The 19,644-nt window shown below is 42.6% G+C and carries 18 protein-coding genes; 8 read left to right on the top strand and 10 right to left on the bottom strand.

From position 1 onward, the window contains the following. Position 1: 1 nt before the first annotated feature. The 3 genes from hflD to J7649_RS05390 are packed head-to-tail and all read right to left on the bottom strand — an operon-like array spanning position 2 to position 2,370. Positions 2-733, bottom strand: coding sequence for a high frequency lysogenization protein HflD (hflD, locus tag J7649_RS05400; protein ID WP_005107369.1), 732 nt, complete (start codon positions 731-733; stop codon positions 2-4). A gap of 7 nt (positions 734-740) precedes the next feature. Then, a complete protein-coding gene (gene mnmA, locus J7649_RS05395; RefSeq protein ID WP_071851917.1) occupies positions 741-1,880 on the bottom strand; it encodes a tRNA 2-thiouridine(34) synthase MnmA in 1,140 nt (379 codons plus the stop codon). 4 nt (positions 1,881-1,884) lie between these two features. Further along, the gene (locus J7649_RS05390) at positions 1,885-2,370 is read right to left on the bottom strand and encodes an NUDIX hydrolase (RefSeq protein WP_219309717.1); all 486 of its coding nucleotides are present in this window, start codon (positions 2,368-2,370) and stop codon (positions 1,885-1,887) included. Between the two features lie 598 nt (positions 2,371-2,968). Here J7649_RS05390 and J7649_RS05385 point away from each other — a divergent pair. After that, positions 2,969-5,038, top strand: coding sequence for an acyltransferase family protein (locus tag J7649_RS05385; protein WP_228738665.1), 2,070 nt, complete (start codon positions 2,969-2,971; stop codon positions 5,036-5,038). A 196-nt stretch (positions 5,039-5,234) separates the two neighbouring features. Beyond that, positions 5,235-5,986 (top strand): IS5 family transposase gene (locus J7649_RS05380; RefSeq protein ID WP_228738633.1). Its coding sequence is split into 2 segments (ribosomal slippage): positions 5,235-5,469 and positions 5,469-5,986, totalling 753 coding nucleotides; the frame shifts between segments, so codons are not numbered across the junction. A gap of 213 nt (positions 5,987-6,199) precedes the next feature. Here the strand turns inward: J7649_RS05380 and J7649_RS05375 are convergent. The 5 genes from J7649_RS05375 to J7649_RS05355 all read right to left on the bottom strand — a co-directional run bounded on the left by J7649_RS05375 (position 6,200) and on the right by J7649_RS05355 (position 9,454). Continuing rightward, entirely contained in the window at positions 6,200-6,538 is a 339-nt protein-coding gene (locus J7649_RS05375; protein ID WP_219309715.1) for an antibiotic biosynthesis monooxygenase family protein, read from the bottom strand. Between the two features lie 80 nt (positions 6,539-6,618). Further along, positions 6,619-7,152 (bottom strand): gamma carbonic anhydrase family protein, encoded by a 534-nt coding sequence (locus J7649_RS05370; RefSeq protein WP_219309714.1) that lies wholly within the window; start codon positions 7,150-7,152, stop codon positions 6,619-6,621. Between the two features lie 111 nt (positions 7,153-7,263). Then, positions 7,264-8,412, bottom strand: a complete 1,149-nt coding sequence (gene dacC, locus J7649_RS05365; protein WP_004646537.1) for a D-alanyl-D-alanine carboxypeptidase PBP5/6 — start codon at positions 8,410-8,412, stop codon at positions 7,264-7,266. A 128-nt stretch (positions 8,413-8,540) separates the two neighbouring features. Next, complete coding sequence (locus J7649_RS05360; protein WP_005104587.1) at positions 8,541-8,921, bottom strand: MCR_0457 family protein; 381 nt, start codon at positions 8,919-8,921, stop codon at positions 8,541-8,543. 161 nt (positions 8,922-9,082) lie between these two features. Further along, positions 9,083-9,454 carry an MCR_0457 family protein gene (locus tag J7649_RS05355; protein WP_004279733.1) on the bottom strand — a complete coding sequence of 124 codons (372 nt, stop codon included), beginning with the start codon at positions 9,452-9,454 and terminating at the stop codon, positions 9,083-9,085. A gap of 111 nt (positions 9,455-9,565) precedes the next feature. Here J7649_RS05355 and surE point away from each other — a divergent pair, with 111 nt between their 5' ends. From surE to J7649_RS05340, 3 genes are all read left to right on the top strand, one after another. Continuing rightward, positions 9,566-10,354 (top strand): 5'/3'-nucleotidase SurE, encoded by a 789-nt coding sequence (gene surE, locus J7649_RS05350; protein WP_219309713.1) that lies wholly within the window; start codon positions 9,566-9,568, stop codon positions 10,352-10,354. Between the two features lie 94 nt (positions 10,355-10,448). Next, positions 10,449-11,279, top strand: a complete 831-nt coding sequence (locus tag J7649_RS05345; protein ID WP_005104583.1) for a peptidoglycan DD-metalloendopeptidase family protein — start codon at positions 10,449-10,451, stop codon at positions 11,277-11,279. Between the two features lie 91 nt (positions 11,280-11,370). Beyond that, entirely contained in the window at positions 11,371-12,300 is a 930-nt protein-coding gene (locus J7649_RS05340; protein WP_004279736.1) for a LysR family transcriptional regulator, read from the top strand. Between the two features lie 59 nt (positions 12,301-12,359). Here J7649_RS05340 and J7649_RS05335 read toward each other — a convergent pair whose 3' ends face one another. Then, positions 12,360-13,571, bottom strand: a complete 1,212-nt coding sequence (locus tag J7649_RS05335; RefSeq protein ID WP_219309712.1) for an aspartate aminotransferase family protein — start codon at positions 13,569-13,571, stop codon at positions 12,360-12,362. Positions 13,572-13,731: 160 nt separating this feature from the next. On the opposite strand from J7649_RS05335, the gene grxD reads away from it, so the two are divergent. Then, the gene (gene grxD / locus J7649_RS05330; protein ID WP_005104579.1) at positions 13,732-14,073 is read left to right on the top strand and encodes a Grx4 family monothiol glutaredoxin; all 342 of its coding nucleotides are present in this window, start codon (positions 13,732-13,734) and stop codon (positions 14,071-14,073) included. Positions 14,074-14,162: 89 nt separating this feature from the next. Here grxD and J7649_RS05325 read toward each other — a convergent pair whose 3' ends face one another. Then, entirely contained in the window at positions 14,163-16,787 is a 2,625-nt protein-coding gene (locus J7649_RS05325) for a Lon protease family protein (RefSeq protein WP_219309710.1), read from the bottom strand. Positions 16,788-16,985: 198 nt separating this feature from the next. Between J7649_RS05325 and J7649_RS05320 the strand changes: the two genes are divergently transcribed. Both J7649_RS05320 and gloA read left to right on the top strand, forming a co-directional pair. Further along, positions 16,986-19,154, top strand: coding sequence for an AmpG family muropeptide MFS transporter (locus tag J7649_RS05320; RefSeq protein WP_219309707.1), 2,169 nt, complete (start codon positions 16,986-16,988; stop codon positions 19,152-19,154). Between the two features lies 1 nt (position 19,155). Next, positions 19,156-19,557: a lactoylglutathione lyase gene (gene gloA / locus J7649_RS05315; protein WP_004279741.1), complete on the top strand. Its 402-nt coding sequence runs from the start codon at positions 19,156-19,158 to the stop codon at positions 19,555-19,557. The last annotated feature ends 87 nt before the right edge of the window (positions 19,558-19,644 follow it).

The raw sequence follows: 19,644 nt of genomic DNA, 5'->3' as shown, positions 1-19,644 counted from the left end.
GTTAAACCACCTGAAACTGTAAACGCGCTAGATTCTGAATATCTTGTAGCAACTTGCGTTTGCCAAATACCATACCCCAAGAGCTGCCACCGAGCTGACGCCACAGATGCGCCATTTGCAAACCGGTAAATAAGGACGCACGAATGCGGTTGGTGTGTCCGGCATCTTTAAAGGCTTCGGCATTGCCACGTACCATAATACGCGGATTAATCTGTCCGGCCGTATCGACATAGGTTTGAGCAAGGTTGGCAATGATGCTGGGGTGCAGGTAATTATTATCGAAGAAGGAGAGCTGTCTGAGAATTTTCTGTTGAGACTGTTCAATAATTTCAACAAATTTGGGGTTGCTATAGACCTTCTTTTCTAACTGAAGAAGTGCCATAGCATAGCTCATGGGAAGTTTAGTGCTGGAAAGTTTTGGAATTCTGGATTTGGGTGAAGTATTGAAGGGTTGAATAATGCTGCTTTCTAATGTTTTTAAACCTAAGGAAATATCGGCCAGTTGATTAAAAAAGTCGAGCGTCTGGGCATTCTGATTGCTGCCGGGACGGATATTAAGACTGGCTCTAATTAACTGTTCAAAATAAAAGTTACCACTTTCACCAATGCTTTGCTGCCCCGTCAATGCTGTCATATGGGTTAGCTGGGTGGCCTGAAACACACCCGCTAATGCCAAAGCACGATTTTGACGAGTATTCAACGTTGTGGCTGGTTGAAATGGTAACTCCGTCATGCCGAATTCATCCTTTTATAAAATCAGGTTTAGGTGCATTGGTATGATGAATCACACCACCTCCTAAACAAACTTCACCTGAATAGAACACCACGCTTTGACCTGGGGTCACTGCACGTTGAGGTTCATCAAACTCAACACGAACACCATTCGGTGATTCTGAATCCTGGTATACCGTACACGCTTGATCAGTCTGACGGTAACGGGTTTTGGCTGTACAGCGGAAACCTGTTTCAGGAATATCTTGCTCACCTGCCACCCAGTCAATCGCCTCACTCCAAAGTATGGTGCTTTGCATCAGTGGGTGTTCATGGCCTTGGCCGACCACCAGACGATTGCCTTCGATATCTTTATGCAATACGAACCAGGCGCCTTCAGCGACGCCTTTCATACCGCCAATACCAATACCACCGCGTTGACCGAGCGTATAGTACATTAAGCCGTGATGATCACCAACCTCTTTACCGTCTTCCAGTACGATTTTTCCGGGTTGAGCAGGTAAATATTGCTTCAAGAAGTCATTAAATCGACGTTCACCAATGAAACAGATGCCAGTCGAGTCTTTTTTCTTGGCCGTGACCAGATCTAATTCTTCTGCAATTTTACGGACTTGTGGCTTTTCAATTTCACCAACAGGGAACAGGGTCTTGTTAATTTCACGACCATGAACCGCATGCAGGAAATAGGTCTGGTCTTTGTTATTGTCTACACCACGCAGTAGCGGTGCATATTCTTCACCACGTGAATTGGTCATGGTTTCACCACGACGGCAATAATGACCTGTTGCAATAAAGTCTGCACCTAGGTTAATCGCGTGATCTAAGAAGGCACGGAATTTAATTTCTTTATTACATAAAATGTCTGGGTTTGGCGTACGGCCAGCCGCATATTCCGCCAGGAAATGCTCGAATACGCGATCCCAATATTCCATGGCAAAGTTCGCAGTATGCAGCTTAATCCCGATTTTGTCGCAAACGGCCTGAGCATCGGCAAGGTCATCCATCGCCGTGCAATATTCTGTGCCGTCATCTTCTTCCCAGTTTTTCATGAAAAGACCTTCAACCTGATAACCTTGTTGAAGTAAAAGGGCAGCAGAAACAGATGAATCTACACCACCTGACATACCGACGATGACACGTTGTTGCATAGGATTAGGCATCCAAATTTGAAATTAAGGGAGAATTTTGGTGCTCGTAAATGAGCGATAGAGGGTACTTTTGACCTGAAAGCGCATCTTGTACGGCTTTAATCACCAGTGGGCTACGCGCACGAGCAGATTCAAGCAATTCATCTAGCGTCATCCAGACTGCACCGATAATGTCAGCATCTAAAGCGGCATTTGGGTCGTAGTCAATGGATTTGGCTAAAAAGCAGAAACGAAAATAAGTACGATCCTGGAACATCGGTGGGGTATAGGTATAAATACCTAGCAGTGATTCAATACTCACTGTATGTCCGGTTTCTTCCATGGTTTCGCGAATGGCAGCTTCAATAATAGTTTCGCCACATTCGATATGACCCGCAGGCTGATTAAATACCGTGTGTGTCACACCTTCTGTATGTTCTTCTACAAACAGGAATTTTCCGTCTTTTTCAACGACAGTTGCGACAGTGACATGAGCAGTCCAAGCAGTCATAAAGCAGCACCATGGAAAAGGATGCACTATTGTATAAAATTTTAGGGTGTGTGGCTATGTTGAGAGCAGGTTTCTTTAAGCGACTTAATGCATTAATGAATAATCAACCAATGATAATCATGGTATTTGGGGTTAATGAATTACAGAGAAAATAAATGCTGAAGTGATCATTTTAGAACTGGGAAAACGCACATAAAAATAGTATAGCGGGGCTGTTAATATTTTTTCAGGACTTGTAGAGATGCTGATGGGGATCAGAAGCTTGATTTCCAAAACAATTATTTAAAGTAATGAGGACTATAACTGAAAGTTGATATATCAGATAGTTATACCCTTTATAGCACGACGAAAAAGCCTAAATTAGCTAGATAAGTGATGATGTTAGTCTTAAAAGTATTTTGAATGATGCCTACAAATATTTTTATAGAGTTATGTGTCTAGCCTATTGACTTCAAACAAGACAAGTTTGAAGATAAGAAGGTTGAGTAAATATCAATCAATTTTTAAAAAGAAGAAAAATAACCGAATATAATTAAAAAGTTAAGAGATATTATAAACCTTCTAGTATTGTCTAATTTTTTAACTGCATTCTGATTTAATGCAAATTTTTCTTCATCATGCATCAAAAAATAAACTTATAAACCCAACATTAAAAAAATATTTTGAGCAGGTTGACATGATGACACCGCCAAATTCAAATATTGGTTTTCGATTAGATATCAATGGACTGCGTGCCTATGCGGTATTAATGGTATTGTTTTTTCACTTCAAAGTTCCAGGGTTTAGTGCAGGCTTTTTGGGTGTAGATATATTTTTTGTCATTTCAGGATTCCTGATGACAGCAATCCTTTGCAGCAGTCTTGAAAAAAACAGCTTCAAATTATTTGATTTTTATATGGCACGGATAAGACGGATTTTTCCTGCCCTGATGATACTTATTATTATTTTGCTGGTTTTAGGGTGGTTTTGGTTACCCTTACCTGACTATATGTTTTTGGGTACGCAATCGAGTAGTGCTCTGTCTTTTAACTCTAATCTTTATTACTGGCGTACTTCTAATTACTTTGATGGCACTGCTCATGAAAAGTGGTTATTACATACATGGACATTGGGTATTGAGTTTCAATTTTATCTATTATTACCTATTTACTTGTTACTACTGACAAAAATTAAATCGGAACGCCGTACCTTATTATACGGATTATGTTTTGCATTTCTGGGATCTCTCCTTTTAAGCATCGCGATATCTCATTCAAAACCCGTAGCTTCCTTTTATTTACTGCCTGTTCGAGGCTGGGAGTTCGTTTCTGGTGGATTGGTTTATTTAGCTGCGAAAGAATTTCCACAATTACAAAGATTTGCCAAGATGTACTTTGTAGTGGGAGGTTTTTTATTGGTATTGGCCATGTTGGTCATTCATAAGGGGTTGGTTTGGCCTTCTGCTTGGGCGGCGTTACCAGTACTAGGTACAGCACTGGTTATATTGTCACAACAGAAAGACTCCATGTTAACCACACACCCTGTTGCACAATGGTTGGGAGATCGTTCATATTCGATTTACTTGTGGCATTGGCCGGTTGTGGTCAGCTTGTATTTTGGTAGTGTGCAAGATGATCTGAACTGGATACTATTTGGTTTGGTGCTTAGTCTGATACTGGGGCATCTTTCCTATTTATTGGTTGAAATACCCTCACGCCAATTTTTAACGAAATTCCGTCTTTCCAGACAAGCTATAGTCATCTTTGGTTTTGGTTTGCTTGCGAGTTTATCTGCAATCGCGATCAGTGCCAAACTACTTCCCTTTGAAGAAATTCGATTACCTAAAATTGTAGAGATTGCTGCTGCAGAAACATGGGATATAGATCCTAGACGTGAAGAGTGTAATGCCTCTCATGACAAAATAGGGTCGCCAAGTTGTGTGTATGGAAAAGAAAAAATTTTAGCAATTTTAATGGGCGATAGCCATGCATCAGCAGTAGCAAGTTCTTTGGGCACAGCAGCCTCTCACTTTAACTCAGGTGTGATTTCCTGGTTTATGGATAGCTGTCCTACACTGGATGGTATTCGATATATAGATCATAAAGAGTACAGTGCAGATTCATGTGATCTTTTAAATCAATGGGCAAATGACGAATTAAAAAAATATCCTAACATTCCGCTAGTTTTGGTCAGTCGTACTTCAGAATATGTCAAAGGTGTGAATGAGCCTGACCAATCGGAACGGTCTAAACTAGCACCAGTCTACTTCAGTAAAAAATATCTTTATAATGATGATAAGCAGTTTATAAAGGAATTTTCCCAAGTTTTAGTTGATACAGCATGTCGTTTGGCAAAAGACCGACCGGTTTATTTAATGCGACCAATACCAGAGTTCGGAATAGATATTCCCAAGACCATTTCGCATAAGCTGGTTATTCATGGTGCTGTGGAAGATATGAAGCTATCACTTTCTGAATATCATAAACGGCATAAAATTGTCTGGGATGCTCAGGATGAAGCAGCTCAGCGCTGTGGAGTAAAAATCTTGAATCCTCTGCCTTATTTATGTGATACAGAATATTGCTATGGTTCAAAAAATGCTCGTCCTTTGTATTATGATGATGACCATTTGAGTGAATATGGCAATAAATTTTTAGTCCCCATGTTTGAACAAGTATTTAAACATTAAGTTGAGTTGCTACAGGGTAGAGGATTTATTCAATGTTTGAATTTTCCCGGAATTTATCCTGTAAAAAGCATGAAAAGACGCTAATACTGGCCTTATATTAAAAGAGGCTGGTAAATTACTAGGGCGTGTCCTCATTTGAAGAATGTTTTAAATACTTAAAATCCTCCTTTGAGTTATTTTTATTTCTATATTTTCAATGGCACGTACTCTTCTTACCGATGATATCTGGCAGCAAATTCAAGATACTATGCGATTACATGGTTGCTACCGTTCAAAGAATAGTAGAAATATCATGGAAGCGATCTTATGGAAACTGCGTACAGGCGCCACATGGCGTGATATTCCTCAAGAATTTTGTCCTTGGCAAACTGCTTATAATCGTTTTAATCGTTGGGCAAGCAAGGGATTGTGGAATAAATTTTTTTTAGATTACGAGGCGTCTTGGATCAAGAATGGGTATTCATTGACGGAAGCTACATACGCGTGCATCAACATGCAAGTGGAGCTCGGAATGGTTTCGAAAGAGCAATTGGACAATCACGTGGTGGACGAACAACAAAAATACATCTTGCAACCGACGCGAATGGATTACCGATTGATTTTAAAATCACTGGGGGTGGCGTCCACGACAGTCAAGTTGCAAAACAACTGATTGATACTGTAGGCGAGGCAACTTATCTCATTGCTGATAAGGGGTATGATGCTGAGCACATTAGAATATATGCCCAGAACAAGGATATGATTCCCATCATTCCAATGAGATCAAATAGTAAAAGATCGAATAAGGAGTTTGATAAATATCTATATAAATTAAGACATTTAGTTGAAAATGTGTTTGCGAGATTGAAGCATTTCCGAGCGATTGCAACCCGATTTGATAAGCTTGCACGAAATTACCAGTCTATGATTTACATTGCTTGCATATTTATTTGGTGTAAAGCCAAATGAGGACACGCCCTAATTCTTTTAAATGTTTATATAAGTTAATTGTCATCACAGACATAAATGCAGGAACAAATAGCCTCAACATATTACGCATTGATCCATTTAATTTTTTTTAAATCCGTCATAGTAAATAATATAAGCAGCAAACACTTTAGAAATATTTTTTATCATGTTCATGTCTGATAAGTAGAATTGAAATATGCCAATCTTTAAAAATTATTCAAAAAGAAACGCTCTCGATTGTAAATAATCTGCTTCGACCTCTAATTCCAAAATAGTATCGCTTGAAATGACGGTCTCACGCATCACTTCACCGGGTTTTTTATGCTTTAAATATTCCTCTGAATTGAGACAGCTAAAGTCGGAATTTTCCCAATGTGTTCTGCTTGTCCATTGGGCATAACCAATATAATCACCGGTTTTTTCTTCTTTATGCAGGCGAGAACCGAGAGAACCTAAAACCAGATAAATGCTTTCAGTGCGCGTTTTCCATGCCTGAATGAAAGCTTCCTTTGTCGCCGGTTTAATTTTGAAACAGTAGACCGCAATAAACATTTTAATTCTCCGAGTTATGCTTGTTTTAAAGCAAGAATTAAAACAAAAGAATTAAAATAAAGGGATTTATTTATTCTGATTTACCTAAGATAATTTCGAGAGACTTTCACATAATTCTGCGCAGAATAAGACAAGAATGCCATTTCTTTTTCAGTGAGCGGACGTGCTTTTTTGGCAGGGCTGCCCACATAGAGCCAACCACTCTCTAAGACTTTGCCTGGTGGAACTAGCGTACCTGCACCAATCATCACATCATTCGGAATGATGACATCATCCAGAATAATGCTGTTAATCCCAATTAGTACACGATTACCAATCGTACAACCATGCAATGTCACATGATGGCCAATCGTGACATCTTCACCAATGATCAAAGGCGAACCATTCGGTTTATCGGCTTTTTTATGACTGACATGCAACATGGCATGATCCTGAACATTCGAATTTTTACCAATCCGGATTGAATTAACATCACCACGAATCACGGCAAAAGGCCAGACAGAAACATTTTCAGCCAAGACCACATCGCCGACCACGATTCCCATCGGATCGATATAACACGATTTATCAATTTCTGGAGTCGTGTCTAAATAAGAACGAATGTTTTGGCTCATGGTGATCTGCTCATTAAAAGTTTAAGGATCATGTGCATAGTATAAAATAAAAAGCACCCATCTGAATGAGTGCTTTGGTCTTAGTCCGGGACTAAAACAGTTTATTTAAACTTAGAACAAGTTTGAGAAGAACTGTTTAATGTGGTCGAGCATACGTGCGAAGAAACCAGCTTCTTCAACCGCGTTTAAAGCCACCAATGGTTTTTCTGAAATTACTTTACCATCCAGAGTCGCTACGTATTTACCTACGACCTGACCAGGCTGTAAAGGTGCAGTCAGTTTAGGTTGAACCACCAGCTGGGTTTTAATCGCATTAGCCTGACCTTTTGGCATGGTCACGTTAAAGTTTTCCGCAAGACCGATCTGAACTTCATCTTCCTTACCAAACCAGACTTTGGCTTTGGCAAGTACCTGTTTAGCCGGTTGAACATTTTTGGTTTCGAAGTTTGCATAACCCCAAGCCAGCAATTCACGTGTCTGTGTCGCACGTTCCTGCATGGTTGGTGCACCAAAAATCACTGAAATCAGACGTGTAGGACCACGTTTTGATGAAGTAGTCAAACAATAACCGGCTTCATCGGTATGGCCAGTTTTTAGACCATCTACACTTGGGTCGGTATATAGCAGGGCATTACGGTTACCTTGCTTGATGCCATTAAAGGTAAATTCTTTTTCCGCATAAATCGGATAATACTTAGAACTGTCTTTAATGATGTGTTGTGCCAGCGTTGCCATATCTTTGGCAGTTGAATAATGACCTTCAGCTGGCATACCGGTTGAATTGATAAAGCTGGTATTGGTCATGCCAATACGTTTAGCTTCCTGGTTCATCATATGTGCAAAGGTACCCTCGTTCCCTGCAATATGTTCAGCCATGGCTTTCGATGCATCATTCCCTGATTGAATAATAATCCCGCGAAGCATTTCAAGTGCAGTTGCCGTACCATTTAAAGGTACATACATACATGATTCCGCGCTACTGCCGCGACACCATGCTGACTCGTTCATGCGCACTTGTTCATCTTCAGTGAGTTCACCGCTCAATAGTTTTTGTTCGATGATGTAGCTGGTCATCATCTTGGTCATTGAAGCAGGGGCTAATTTTTCATTTTCATTTTTTGAAGCGAGAAGTTGCCCTGTCTCGTAGTCCATTAGCACGTAGGATTTATTATTCAATTCTGGTGGTGCAGATAGGACAGTTGCTGCAAAGCTAAAACTAGGAACTAATAATAATGCAGCAAGGGCAGTTTTTTGGGTCATTTCTAGTGGGTTCCTATATCTTGATGTAAGCACGAAGAGCCTAGCATTTTAGGACAAAGCTAGGCTGACTTCTATGGGAAACCCGGTCTTATTTCAAAAGTATTGTAAGTTATCGGCAGAAAAGCAGCTTAATTGTTATAGGTGGTTAATTCATTACAAATCACCTGATTTTTTTTCTTGCCGGCTTTCTTGGCATCCGATTGTGCTTCGGCCAGAATATTGCGGAAATCGTTCTGTTTAGCCATCTGGTTTAAGCTTTCAACCGGATTACGCTGGCCCGGCATATACTCAGTCACCAGCTTGGTATAACCCTGATTAAACTGTGACTTGTCTTTGACCATGCTTGGACAGATTTCTGAAAGAACATAAATGGCTGCCAGTTCCTGTTTGGTCACTTGCTGAGTTGGGGTAACATTAATGTTTTCATCGGCTGCAAATGCAGAAGTTCCCAAAAGAGTGGCGGCAGAAATTGCGCAGAATGTTAAAGCTTGGAATATTGGATTTTTCATTGAAAACTCAAAAAATGGATTTAGAACAATAATTTGCCTAGCTTAAACTTATTTTTGAAATTGAAAAGTGGGAAAATGTAGCGAAGCTGTAGAATTATGAATAAATCTGTAAGAGAAAATAAGACGATGTTTACACCGTCTTATTTGAAAATTTAGCTGGCTTAGCCTTGGTAGTTCAGCATTTCTTCACAGACAGTTTTCTGCTCGTCTGAGCTGGTTTGCTTTGCACCCTGACGTGCTTCTTCAAGTAAAGATTTATATTCACTGTCTGCCTGTAGCTTTTGATAGCTCATGCCTTTATCTGAGTAGTCTGCAAGATAAGACTGGATCAATTGTTCAACGGTGCTGTTAAATTTTGGATTTTGACCAATGATTGCCGGGCAAACTTCAGCCATAACCTGTGCTGATGCAATATCTTCTTTTACAATGGTATTGTTTTCTTCAACAGTCAGATCGTTTGCCATGACTGAAGGGGAAATAAATGCTGCCAAGCTTAAAGTGAGAGCGCTAAATAAAGAGAATTTTTTAATCATCTTGAGCCACATATTATAAAGATGGATGTCGAGCAATAAATATATATAATTCCTGCACTAATACAATGAAATGTCCTAGTCAGTCATTTTTTAGCGTAACGAGATTTTTTAGTGAATATTTTAGTTTCAAATGATGATGGGGTGTTTGCACCCGGTATTCAGGCTTTGGCGCAAGCGCTAAAGCCTTTGGGGCGAGTGGTGATTGTGGCACCGGAAAGTGAACGCAGTGGCTTTTCTAGTGCCTTAACTTTGGACCGCCCTTTACGCCCAATCCAGATTTCTCCTGATGTCTGGGCGGTTAATGGGACGCCGGCAGATTGCGTTTACTTGGCTATGAACGGGCTATTTGATTTTGAATTTGACCTGGTGGTTAGCGGGATAAATAGCGGCGCAAATCTGGGAGATGATGTCTTGTATTCCGGTACGGTCGGTGCAGCCTTTGAAGGTCGTTTAAGTAAACATCCTGCGATTGCCGTATCACTGAGTGGAACAAATGTACGCAGCTATCAACAGCCTCAGGATTATCAGCTGGCCGCCGAGTGGGTGCATGATTTTATTGCGCGTGGTTTGCCTGTTCTGCCTGAACGTCATATTTTTAATATCAATATTCCAGATGTAGCTGAATTACAGGGTGAAAAAGTGACATATCAAAGTCGCCGCCGTCAGTCTAAACCGGTGACGAGTCATGTAGACCCACGTGGTCGTCAGGTATTCTGGATTGGACTCTCAGGAGAAGCAGTCGCAGAACCTAAGCCAGGATTTAACGAAATTGATTCGGACTTCTCTGCGGTCGCCAATGGCTATGTCAGTATTACCCCGATTCAGATGGATGCTACCAATTATGAGAGTCTGCGGAATTTACAAACACAATTGGCAGAAAATGCGTCCTTAGTGTTATAACTTTGTGAAAAACTCGCGATTGCAAGTATATTGCCGTAAAACTTTGCTAATCTTAACGGAATTTTGCAACCGTATAGCATTAGAGAGGAAGATAATGTTCTTGGTGTTACCGAAATGTGTCGTAGCTTCGCCTGCAACCCTGATTAAAACCCTCGTTTTATCGACCGTTGTTATTTCTACAGGAGTAATTACCGGTTGTGCCACCAAACCCCAGGTGAATAATGCAACGCGTTATGCAACAGCTCCTGATTTCTATACGGTGCGTTCAGGAGATACATTGAGTGGGATTGCAGCACGTTATGGACTGAACTATATCAGTGTTGCCGAGATGAATGATATCAGTGCGCCGTACCGGATTTATGTCGGACAATCAATCCGCCTGAAAAGCAATACTGCGCGCCGTAGCACCAGTACTCAGGCTATGACTCAGGCAGCGCCAATCCAGCGTCAAACAATTGCAGTGCCTACACCGGCACCGGTGACACCAGCAACCACAGTACAAACCACACCACGCGTCAATACATCTGCACCGGTTACGCCAGTATCTACGGCTGCAGGTTTACGTTGGGTAAAACCATCGAATGGTGCGATTCTTCAGCAATACAATTTAGCTTCTAATATCAAGGGCACCCGCTATAGTGGCAATGTCGGCGATCCGGTATTTGCAGCAGCAGACGGGCAGGTGGTGTATGCCGCTGATGGCCTGAAAGAATATGGCAATCTGGTGTTGGTGAAGCATATCAATGGCTATATCACCGCTTATGCACATAACAGTAAATTGAATGTGAAAAGTGGCCAAAATGTAACGGCTGGTCAAAAAATTGCAGAAATGGGATCAACTGGTACAAACCGTACCATGCTGGAGTTTCAGGTGCGCTTAGACGGCAAACCTATTAATCCTACTGCAGTTTTACCAAACAATTAAATAAATAATGCAAAGTGTAAATTTCGCCGTATAATACAATAAGTTGCTTTTATCAAATGATGAAGCACCTCATAAGTTTAGAGGGAAATTTATGTTAGATCAACTTCGAGCAATGGGTGTCTTTGCTTGCGTTGTGGAGAAGAACTCGTTTAGCGGTGCTGCCCGTGAATTAGGGATTACGACCAGCGCCGTCAGTCAACAAATTCGCTCGTTAGAACACGATATGGAAGTCGTACTTCTAAATCGTTCGACGAGAAAATTAAGTCTGACCGAAGCGGGACAAGCTTTTTTCCATAGCTGTCAAGAAATGTTATCTGCTGCTGAGCGCGGTAAAGTCCGGATCAATGAGTTACGTGATGATCTCGTGGGTGAGCTGCGTATCGTTTCTTTGCCAGAATTATGCGCGAATCATGTGATTCCTGCACTTTCTCATTGGATAGCTGCACATCGCGGCTTGGCAGTACATTTAGAAACAAACAATCATGAGGTTGATTTGTTGGATGGGCGGGTTGATATCGCCCTAAGATTTGAACAGAAAAATGATGAGCATAATCTTCAGGTTGTGCCATTGATGCAGATTGAGCAAATTCTGGTGGCGACACCGAGTTATATTAATCAAAGCACCATTATTTCGAAACCTGATGATCTTAAAAATCATGAGGTCTTGCCTTTAACGCATCTTAAAAACCATCAGTATTATCATTTCCAACATGTGAATACTGCAGAAAAAGCCGAGTTTGAACTGAAATCCCGTTTCAGTACCAATAACGGTTTGGTTGCAAAATCGATGTGCTTGCAGGGTAATGGGATTGCCAAGGTTTTATATCTTGATGCTAAAAAGGATTTGCTTAACGGTACTTTAGTTGAAGTTCTGCCTGAATGGAGACTGCCATCGATTACACTGTATGCGGTTATTCCGAAACGTGAACAACAACCGACAAAAATTCTTCGTTGTCTTGATACCCTGAAACAATATTTTAGCCAGATCTCTGGCGGACGTATGTTACAAAACGCATCATAGAGTGCAGAATAATAAAAAAGCCGCTTTAGAGCGGCTTTTTTAATTTTTAGGCTAGGGCTTTATGCTAAATAAGATTTGATCATTTTTACCAGACGTTCGATCAACTGGTCTGCCTGCTCCTGGGTAATATTCAGGGTAGGCAACAGACGAACGACATTGCCTGCAGTGACATTGATAATCATCTTGTATTCATTGCGTGCAATCGCAACCAGATCACCACATTCTTTTGGTAATTCAATCCCGATCATCAGACCGAAACCACGTACGATGACATTTTGATCTGCCAGTTTGTTGCGTAGCTGGTCAACGATATAAGCACCTTTTTCAGCCGCATTCGCGACGATATTTTCTTTTCGCATAATATCGAGAATGGTATAGACCACACGCGAACCCAGTGCTGTACCGCTATAGGTAGAACCGTGATTTCCAGCAGTTAATACACCGACGCCACGACCTTGGGTCATGACTGCACCAATCGGGAAGCCATTTCCTAAGCCTTTGGCTGTGGTCAGTACATCCGGAATAATATTGGTGTGCTGATAAGCAAAGTATTTACCGGTACGGCCATTACCAGTTTGTACTTCGTCCAGCATCATCAGCCAGTTGTGCTGGTTACAGATATGACGGATTTCTTCTAAATAGCTGAAACCTTGAGGTGCGGTATTGACACCGCCTTCACCCTGAATAGGCTCAATCAAAATCGCTACGATATCCGGATGATTGATTGCAGCTTCTTCAATTGCTTCGATATCACCAAAAGGTACACGAATAAAACCTTCAACCAGCGGGCCAAAACCTTCTTGCACTTTTTTATTGCCTGTAGCAGACAGGGTGGCCATGGTACGACCATGGAAAGACTGGTCAGCAACAATAATTTTTGGTGAAGCAATGCCTTGCATATGACCGAATTTACGTGCAATTTTGATTGCACCTTCATTGGATTCTGCACCACTGTTTGAGAAGAATACTTCTTCCATGCCTGCAACTTCAGCCAGTTTCTGTGCGGCAGCGGTTTGCCAAGGCACTTCAAACAGGTTGCTGGTATGAATCAGGGTCGCTGCCTGTTCAGCAATCGCTTCGGCAATAACTGGATGCGCGTGTCCCAAACCACATACGGCAATGCCGGTTAATGCATCTAAATACTCTGTACCATCTTCGGTATAAAGATATGCACCTCGTCCTCGGACAAAGCTGATCGGTTGACGGCCAAAAACAGGCATCAAATGAGACGGTTGATCAGTTTGTACCGGTGCGAGGGTAATATTATTCATGACTAACTCTTAACTGTTAGGTGGAAAGAAAAACTTATATAAGCAAAAACCCGCTCAGATTTAAAGGGTAATTGTAAATAAAATTGGAATTATTGCTTTAGACATACTGTTTTGCCTGGATTTGGGTATAATGCGAGACAGATGAGTTGAGGATTTATCAATGACTGAACAAGCACGCGATACCGAAGCGTTAATTCGTGACCAAATTGCAAAACACGCAGTACTTCTTTACATGAAAGGCACACCGCAATTTCCACAATGTGGTTTTTCTGCACGTGCAGTAGAAGCACTCAGTCAAATTGGTCGTCCGTTTGCTTATGTAAACATTCTGGAAAACCAGGACATTCGCGCGATGTTACCACAAATCGCCAACTGGCCGACATTTCCACAGCTTTGGATCAATGGTGAGTTGATCGGCGGTAGTGATATCATGCTCGACATGTTCCAAAAAGGTGAATTAAAGCCTTTAGTTGAACAGTACAGCCCGGCAGTTGATGCTTAATTTTGTATTAAATTAAGTCCAGATGTGAAAAAGCGCTTCATTGAGAAGCGCTTTTTTTGTCTCTATTTTTGCTTAGGTCAAGGTCAGAGTTAATCCTCTGTCGCTGCATCCGGCTGTTCAACTGTCGAAACATCAGCTTCAACTTCAGTTTGTGGCTCGACGATTTGCTTCTTGTCTTTCTTCTTCTTTTTTTTCTTTTTCTTCGGTACTTCGACCAGTTCGGCACCATCTTCAATCGCTTGCCAATAATCCAGCTGTGCCATCACTGCGGCATAGATTGAATTTTTGCTATAGCGACCTTTTTTATCCAAGGTACCGACAGGACGCGCCATCAGGATTTCCAGCGCCTGATCAATGGTATCAATCGCGTGAATATGGAACTGACCTTCTTCCACAGCAATGGTGACATCTTTACGCAGCATCAGATGCTGCATATTTTGACGCGGGATAATCACACCTTGTTTTCCGGTCAGACCTTGTAACTTGCAAGCATCAAAGAAACCTTCAATTTTGGCATTCACACCACCTACCGGCTGTACTTGTCCCAGCTGGTTCATGGAACCGGTAATGGCCCAGGACTGATCAATCGGTAACTGACTGATGGCAGATAGCAAGGCAGAAAGTTCCGCGACTGTGGCGCTGTCACCATCGACCTGACCATAACTTTGTTCGAACGCTAGCGCAGCAGAGAAGTGCAAGGTCTGTTCACGGCCAAAATGTGCTTTCAGGAAAGACGACATCAGCAACACGCCCTTGGCATGTAAGGAGCCACCGAGTTCGACACTGCGTTCGATATCCAGAATATCACCGCCACCTTGGTAAACCGAAGCAGTCAGACGTGAAGGCAGACCAAACTCAACATCAGCATAGTGAATGACGGACAGGGCATTGATTTGGCCCAGACGATGACCACGGGTTTCGATCAGTTGGGTACCACGGGTCAGATCCTGCCAGTACAGTTCACGTAAATAGCCAAGACGATATTTACGGTGATCCAGTGCGGTGTTGATATGTTTTTCTGAAACCATCTTGTCACCGGCCTGGAAGGCATGATGATGTGCTTCACGGATCAGATCGCCCAGCGTCAGAGCATGTAATGACAATGAACTTTGATCTTCGGCTTGACGGCTGGAATCTGTGAGCAAGGCGGCTAAAGCAGAACGGTCAAAAGGCAATAATTTATCCGATTGCACATAGTCGGCAATCAGCTGCATATAAGCCTGCTCGTTATTGTCATTACGTTGTAATGTATCGGTGAAATCGGCACGGATTTTAAAGATGCTGCCTAGCTCTGGTTCAAGCTCTAAAATTTCATAATAGATTTCAGGCTCAGCCAGCAAGATGACCTTGATATTCAGGGGAATTGAGGCAGGTTCAATCGAAATACTGCCGGTCAGCGTGATCATATGCTCAAGTGAAGACAGTTTTAAATGCCCCGATTTAAGCGCGCGCTTCAAGCCTTGCCATGCATACGGCTGTTCCAGCAATTGTTCCGCTTCCAGCATCAGGAAGCCGCCATTAGCTTTATGCAAGGTACCTGGACGAATCAAAGTAAAGTCCGTGGTAATCGTACCATTTTGGGTCAGTTGTTCCACATGACCCAAAAGGTTGTAATGCGTTGGAAAATCTTCAAAGATCACCGGTGCGCCACTGTTCGGCTTGTGCGTAATAATCACATTCGCCTGATAACGTGCCGGAACGCGACTGAACAGTGCTGGAGTGAAATCATCTTCTTCCTGTTCCAGCACAATTTCGACATTGTTGATAATGTCTTCGGCATAGTATTTCAGGTAATGTTCCAGACCTTCCACATGTTTGAATTTTGCCAGAATCTGTTCGACTCGCGGTAAGACCACCTGCTTGGCGATATCGCGGTTCAGGATCTGTACGCGATCGCGTGCATCATCTTCCAGATCACCCAGATGTAGCCCTAGACGTTCCAGCTTTTTATCCATATAGCGCATATTGGACGCCAGTTCGGCACGATCTTTGTTACTCAAGGCATTCAGATCTTCCTGAGACATTTCCTGTAATTTGTCATCAATAAGATGTACAGGTACAAAACAGTGCTCATCATGTCGCGAGATTAGCTTCAGATCCAGTTCTGCGCCTTCTTTGGTCAGTTCGATCAGTGCCTGCTGCTGCTCATCCCCGGTTTCCTGGCGAATCATTTCAATGCGGTTGTGATAGGTCTCCGCAGTAAAACGGCGCTCAAGCTGCTTGAGGATCGTTTGCCAGCTTTGATTCAACATGGCTTGGAATTTTGGGCCCTGACCTGAGGGCAGTTCTAGCGCAATCGGTTGACGCTGGTTCTGAAAGTTATTGACGTACACCCAGTCATTCGGGGTTTCCATAGTTTTGGCGTGCTGTTGCAGCAAACGCTTCACCATGGTGCGTTTACCGAGACCTGCGGTACCGACAGCAAAAATGTTATAGCCGGAATAAGGCAGGGCAATCCCGGCCTCAACTGAGGCGCGTGCGCGATCTTGGCCCAAAAAGTTATTCAGGGGCTTGATCCGTTTGGTTGACGCAGGAATTTTTTCTAAGTTTGGAATGTGCGTCAGCTGGGTGGATGTTAACCGGGTATGGTCCAGAGTATTTTTAATTTCGCTTTGTTCAAATGCAGAGATAAGTAAATCTGAGCGGATTTTTTGTGGAGTTGTGCTGGTGTTGCTGGCAATAGAAGAATTAATTTGATCGAGTCTCTGGGTCACTGTTGAAAATCCAAAACGAAATATTACGTTGATGAGAGTTAAGGTATACAGATTTACTTGAAAAATTCAAGCCAACATGTCGCTTTTGCCAGAAAATAAAAAACCGGAAATGTGATAAATATATAAATCTTGTTGAAAGATACGCTATTACAGGATTGAATAGCAGCAATTGGTTTTTCTGCGGAAAATAATAAAGCAATGACAACACAAACGACGGGTTGGAAATCCGCATTTACAGCATTTTTAGATCGACGTGCATTGATCATGCTGTTCTTGGGATTTTCGGCTGGTGTGCCGATTCTTCTGATTTTTTCCAGTCTGTCTTTATGGTTAGGTGAGGCCGGAATCAGCAAAAGTGCAGTAACTTTCTTTAGCTGGGCCGCATTGGGCTATTCGTTTAAATTCGTCTGGGCACCGCTCATTGATGAACTTCCTGTCCCTTTTCTGACCAAGGCTCTGGGACGTCGTCGTGCATGGTTGCTGATTGCGCAGATTCTGATTGTCTGTGCCATTTCCATTATGGCCTTTTCTGATCCGGCTTTGGGTGCCACACATTTACAGCAAATGGCGCTCGGTGCTGTCCTGCTTGGTTTCTCCGCAGCAACGCAGGATATTGTGATTGATGCCTACCGGATTGAGCTGGCGGAAACCCAGATGCAGACCGTATTGGCTTCCACCTATAATGCAGGTTACCGGATCGGGATGATTGTGGCCGGTGCTGGTGCCTTGTTTCTGGCGGCCTATTTGGGAACTGCGAAAGGCAACTATATCTATGATGCCTGGAAATGGACCTATCTGGCGATGGCTGCTGTCATGCTGGTCGGTATTATCACCACACTGTCCATTCGGGAGCCGCAGGTTGACCGTGTGCGAAAACACTATGTGCGCAGTGATTATTTCCGTTTAGTCGCCGTATTTTTTGTGGCGGTGATCAGTTTTGTCTTGAGCTATATCTATTCGGGCAATCTGGTGGCCAGCATCACCGAACAATTCGCCATTCAAGATACCTTTGCCTTGTTCTGTTTTGAAGCTTTGCGCTTTGTTGGCTCGGGTGCAGTGGCCTTTGCGATTGGTGCAAGCTTGGTAAAAATGGGTGCGGTTAACAAGCAAATGGCCTATGAAACCTGGGTCAATCCGGTTGCAGATTTCTTTAAACGTTATGGCTTGAAACTGGCATTGGTGTTGTTATTGCTGGTCGGTTTTTATCGGGTTTCCGATATTATTGCCGGCGTCATTTCCAATGTGTTCTATCAGGACCTGAATTTCAGTAAAGAACAGATTGCCGAGGCCGTTAAAGTCTATGGGGTGATTTTCTCTTTAGTCGGTGGATTCCTTGGTGGTCTATTGGCCCAGAAAATGAACATCATGAAATTGATGTTTGTCGGTGCCGTGCTGGCTTGTTCCACCAACCTGATTTTTATCGGACTGGTCAAGTCTGGTGAAAAACTGGCAGCTGTCGAAGTTAAAGCCGGTAATCAGGTTTATCAGGCAGAGACCGATGAAGTGGGTTACTGGAAGCTGGATATATCGAGTGCTGTGCTGGCGCAGAGTAAACAGCTGCAAGTGTCAGCCGCTTATCTTAATACAGATAATACCAATCAAGCGCCTGTGCAGGTCAATATGCCATATTTGACTGCACAACAGGGCAGCACTCAGTTACAGATCCTGCCGATCACCAGTGACAATACTCTCACCGCAGCTGAGCAGGACAAGACCATTGTGGTGCGCGGCCAGTATGTCGGTGAAGCACTGCAAGAAAATCAAAAGATTGTTTTGCAAATCAATGATCAGAATATTGAGGCAAAACTGGAAAGTGAAGGCGTATTTACTGCCGCGATTCCTGCACAGCAACTGATTCAGTCACCTGCACATATTATCAGTGCAGTCTTGATGCAAGATGATCAGGCACTTCAGCAAACCACGCATGTTTATCAGGTCAATGATCAGTTGGCTAGTACCCAGAATCTGGATGTCGATATTCAGCCCTTGGCAGTGGTGGATGGCAACAGTTCAGATACAGTCGAAGTCAGTGGTAAGGTAATTAAACCTTATAGCGACAAGTGGCTTTATTTTGCTATTATTGTCGACAATCTGGCTGCTGGGCTGGCTGGTGCTGCGTTTATTGCATTCTTGTCGAGCTTGACCAGTGTGTCTTTTACCGCTGTTCAATATGCGATTTTTAGCTCACTCATGACTTTGACCCCTAAGATTTTAGGCGGATATTCGGGTACTATAGTCACCAATATCGGTTATCCGAATTTCTTCCTGATGACTACTCTAATCGGGATTCCGATCCTGATTCTGGTGGTTTGGGTCGCAAAACTGCTCGGTGAACACCAACAACAATCTGTACAGAAGGATGATTAATATGCGCATGCTGCATACCATGTTACGTGTAGGCAATTTAGAACAATCTCTCAAGTTCTATACTGAAGTACTTGGCATGACTTTGCTTCGTAAGCGTGATTACGAAGAAGGCCGTTTTACCCTGGCTTTTGTCGGTTATGGCGATGAAGAAAATCACACCGTACTGGAATTGACGCATAACTGGGATACAGACAGCTATGAACTGGGCAATGCTTATGGTCATATCGCGATTGCAGTTGATGATGCTTACAAGGCTTGCGAAGAGATTAAAGCGCGTGGCGGTAATGTGGTGCGTGAAGCTGGCCCAATGAAAGGTGGCGTGACTGTAATTGCATTTGTTGAAGATCCAGATGGCTACAAGATCGAGCTGATCCAGCAAGACAACAATGCACGTAATAACTAAGTGTGACGTAGCGAGATATATGAAATGCATTCATGTATAGATGAAAATATTACATCAATCTGAGTGCATAGCATCGGCCCGGCATCT

It is taken from the genome of Acinetobacter lwoffii (assembly GCF_019343495.1).
Lineage (GTDB): Bacteria > Pseudomonadota > Gammaproteobacteria > Pseudomonadales > Moraxellaceae > Acinetobacter > Acinetobacter lwoffii_P.
This window is presented reverse-complemented; position numbering and strand designations above follow the sequence as displayed.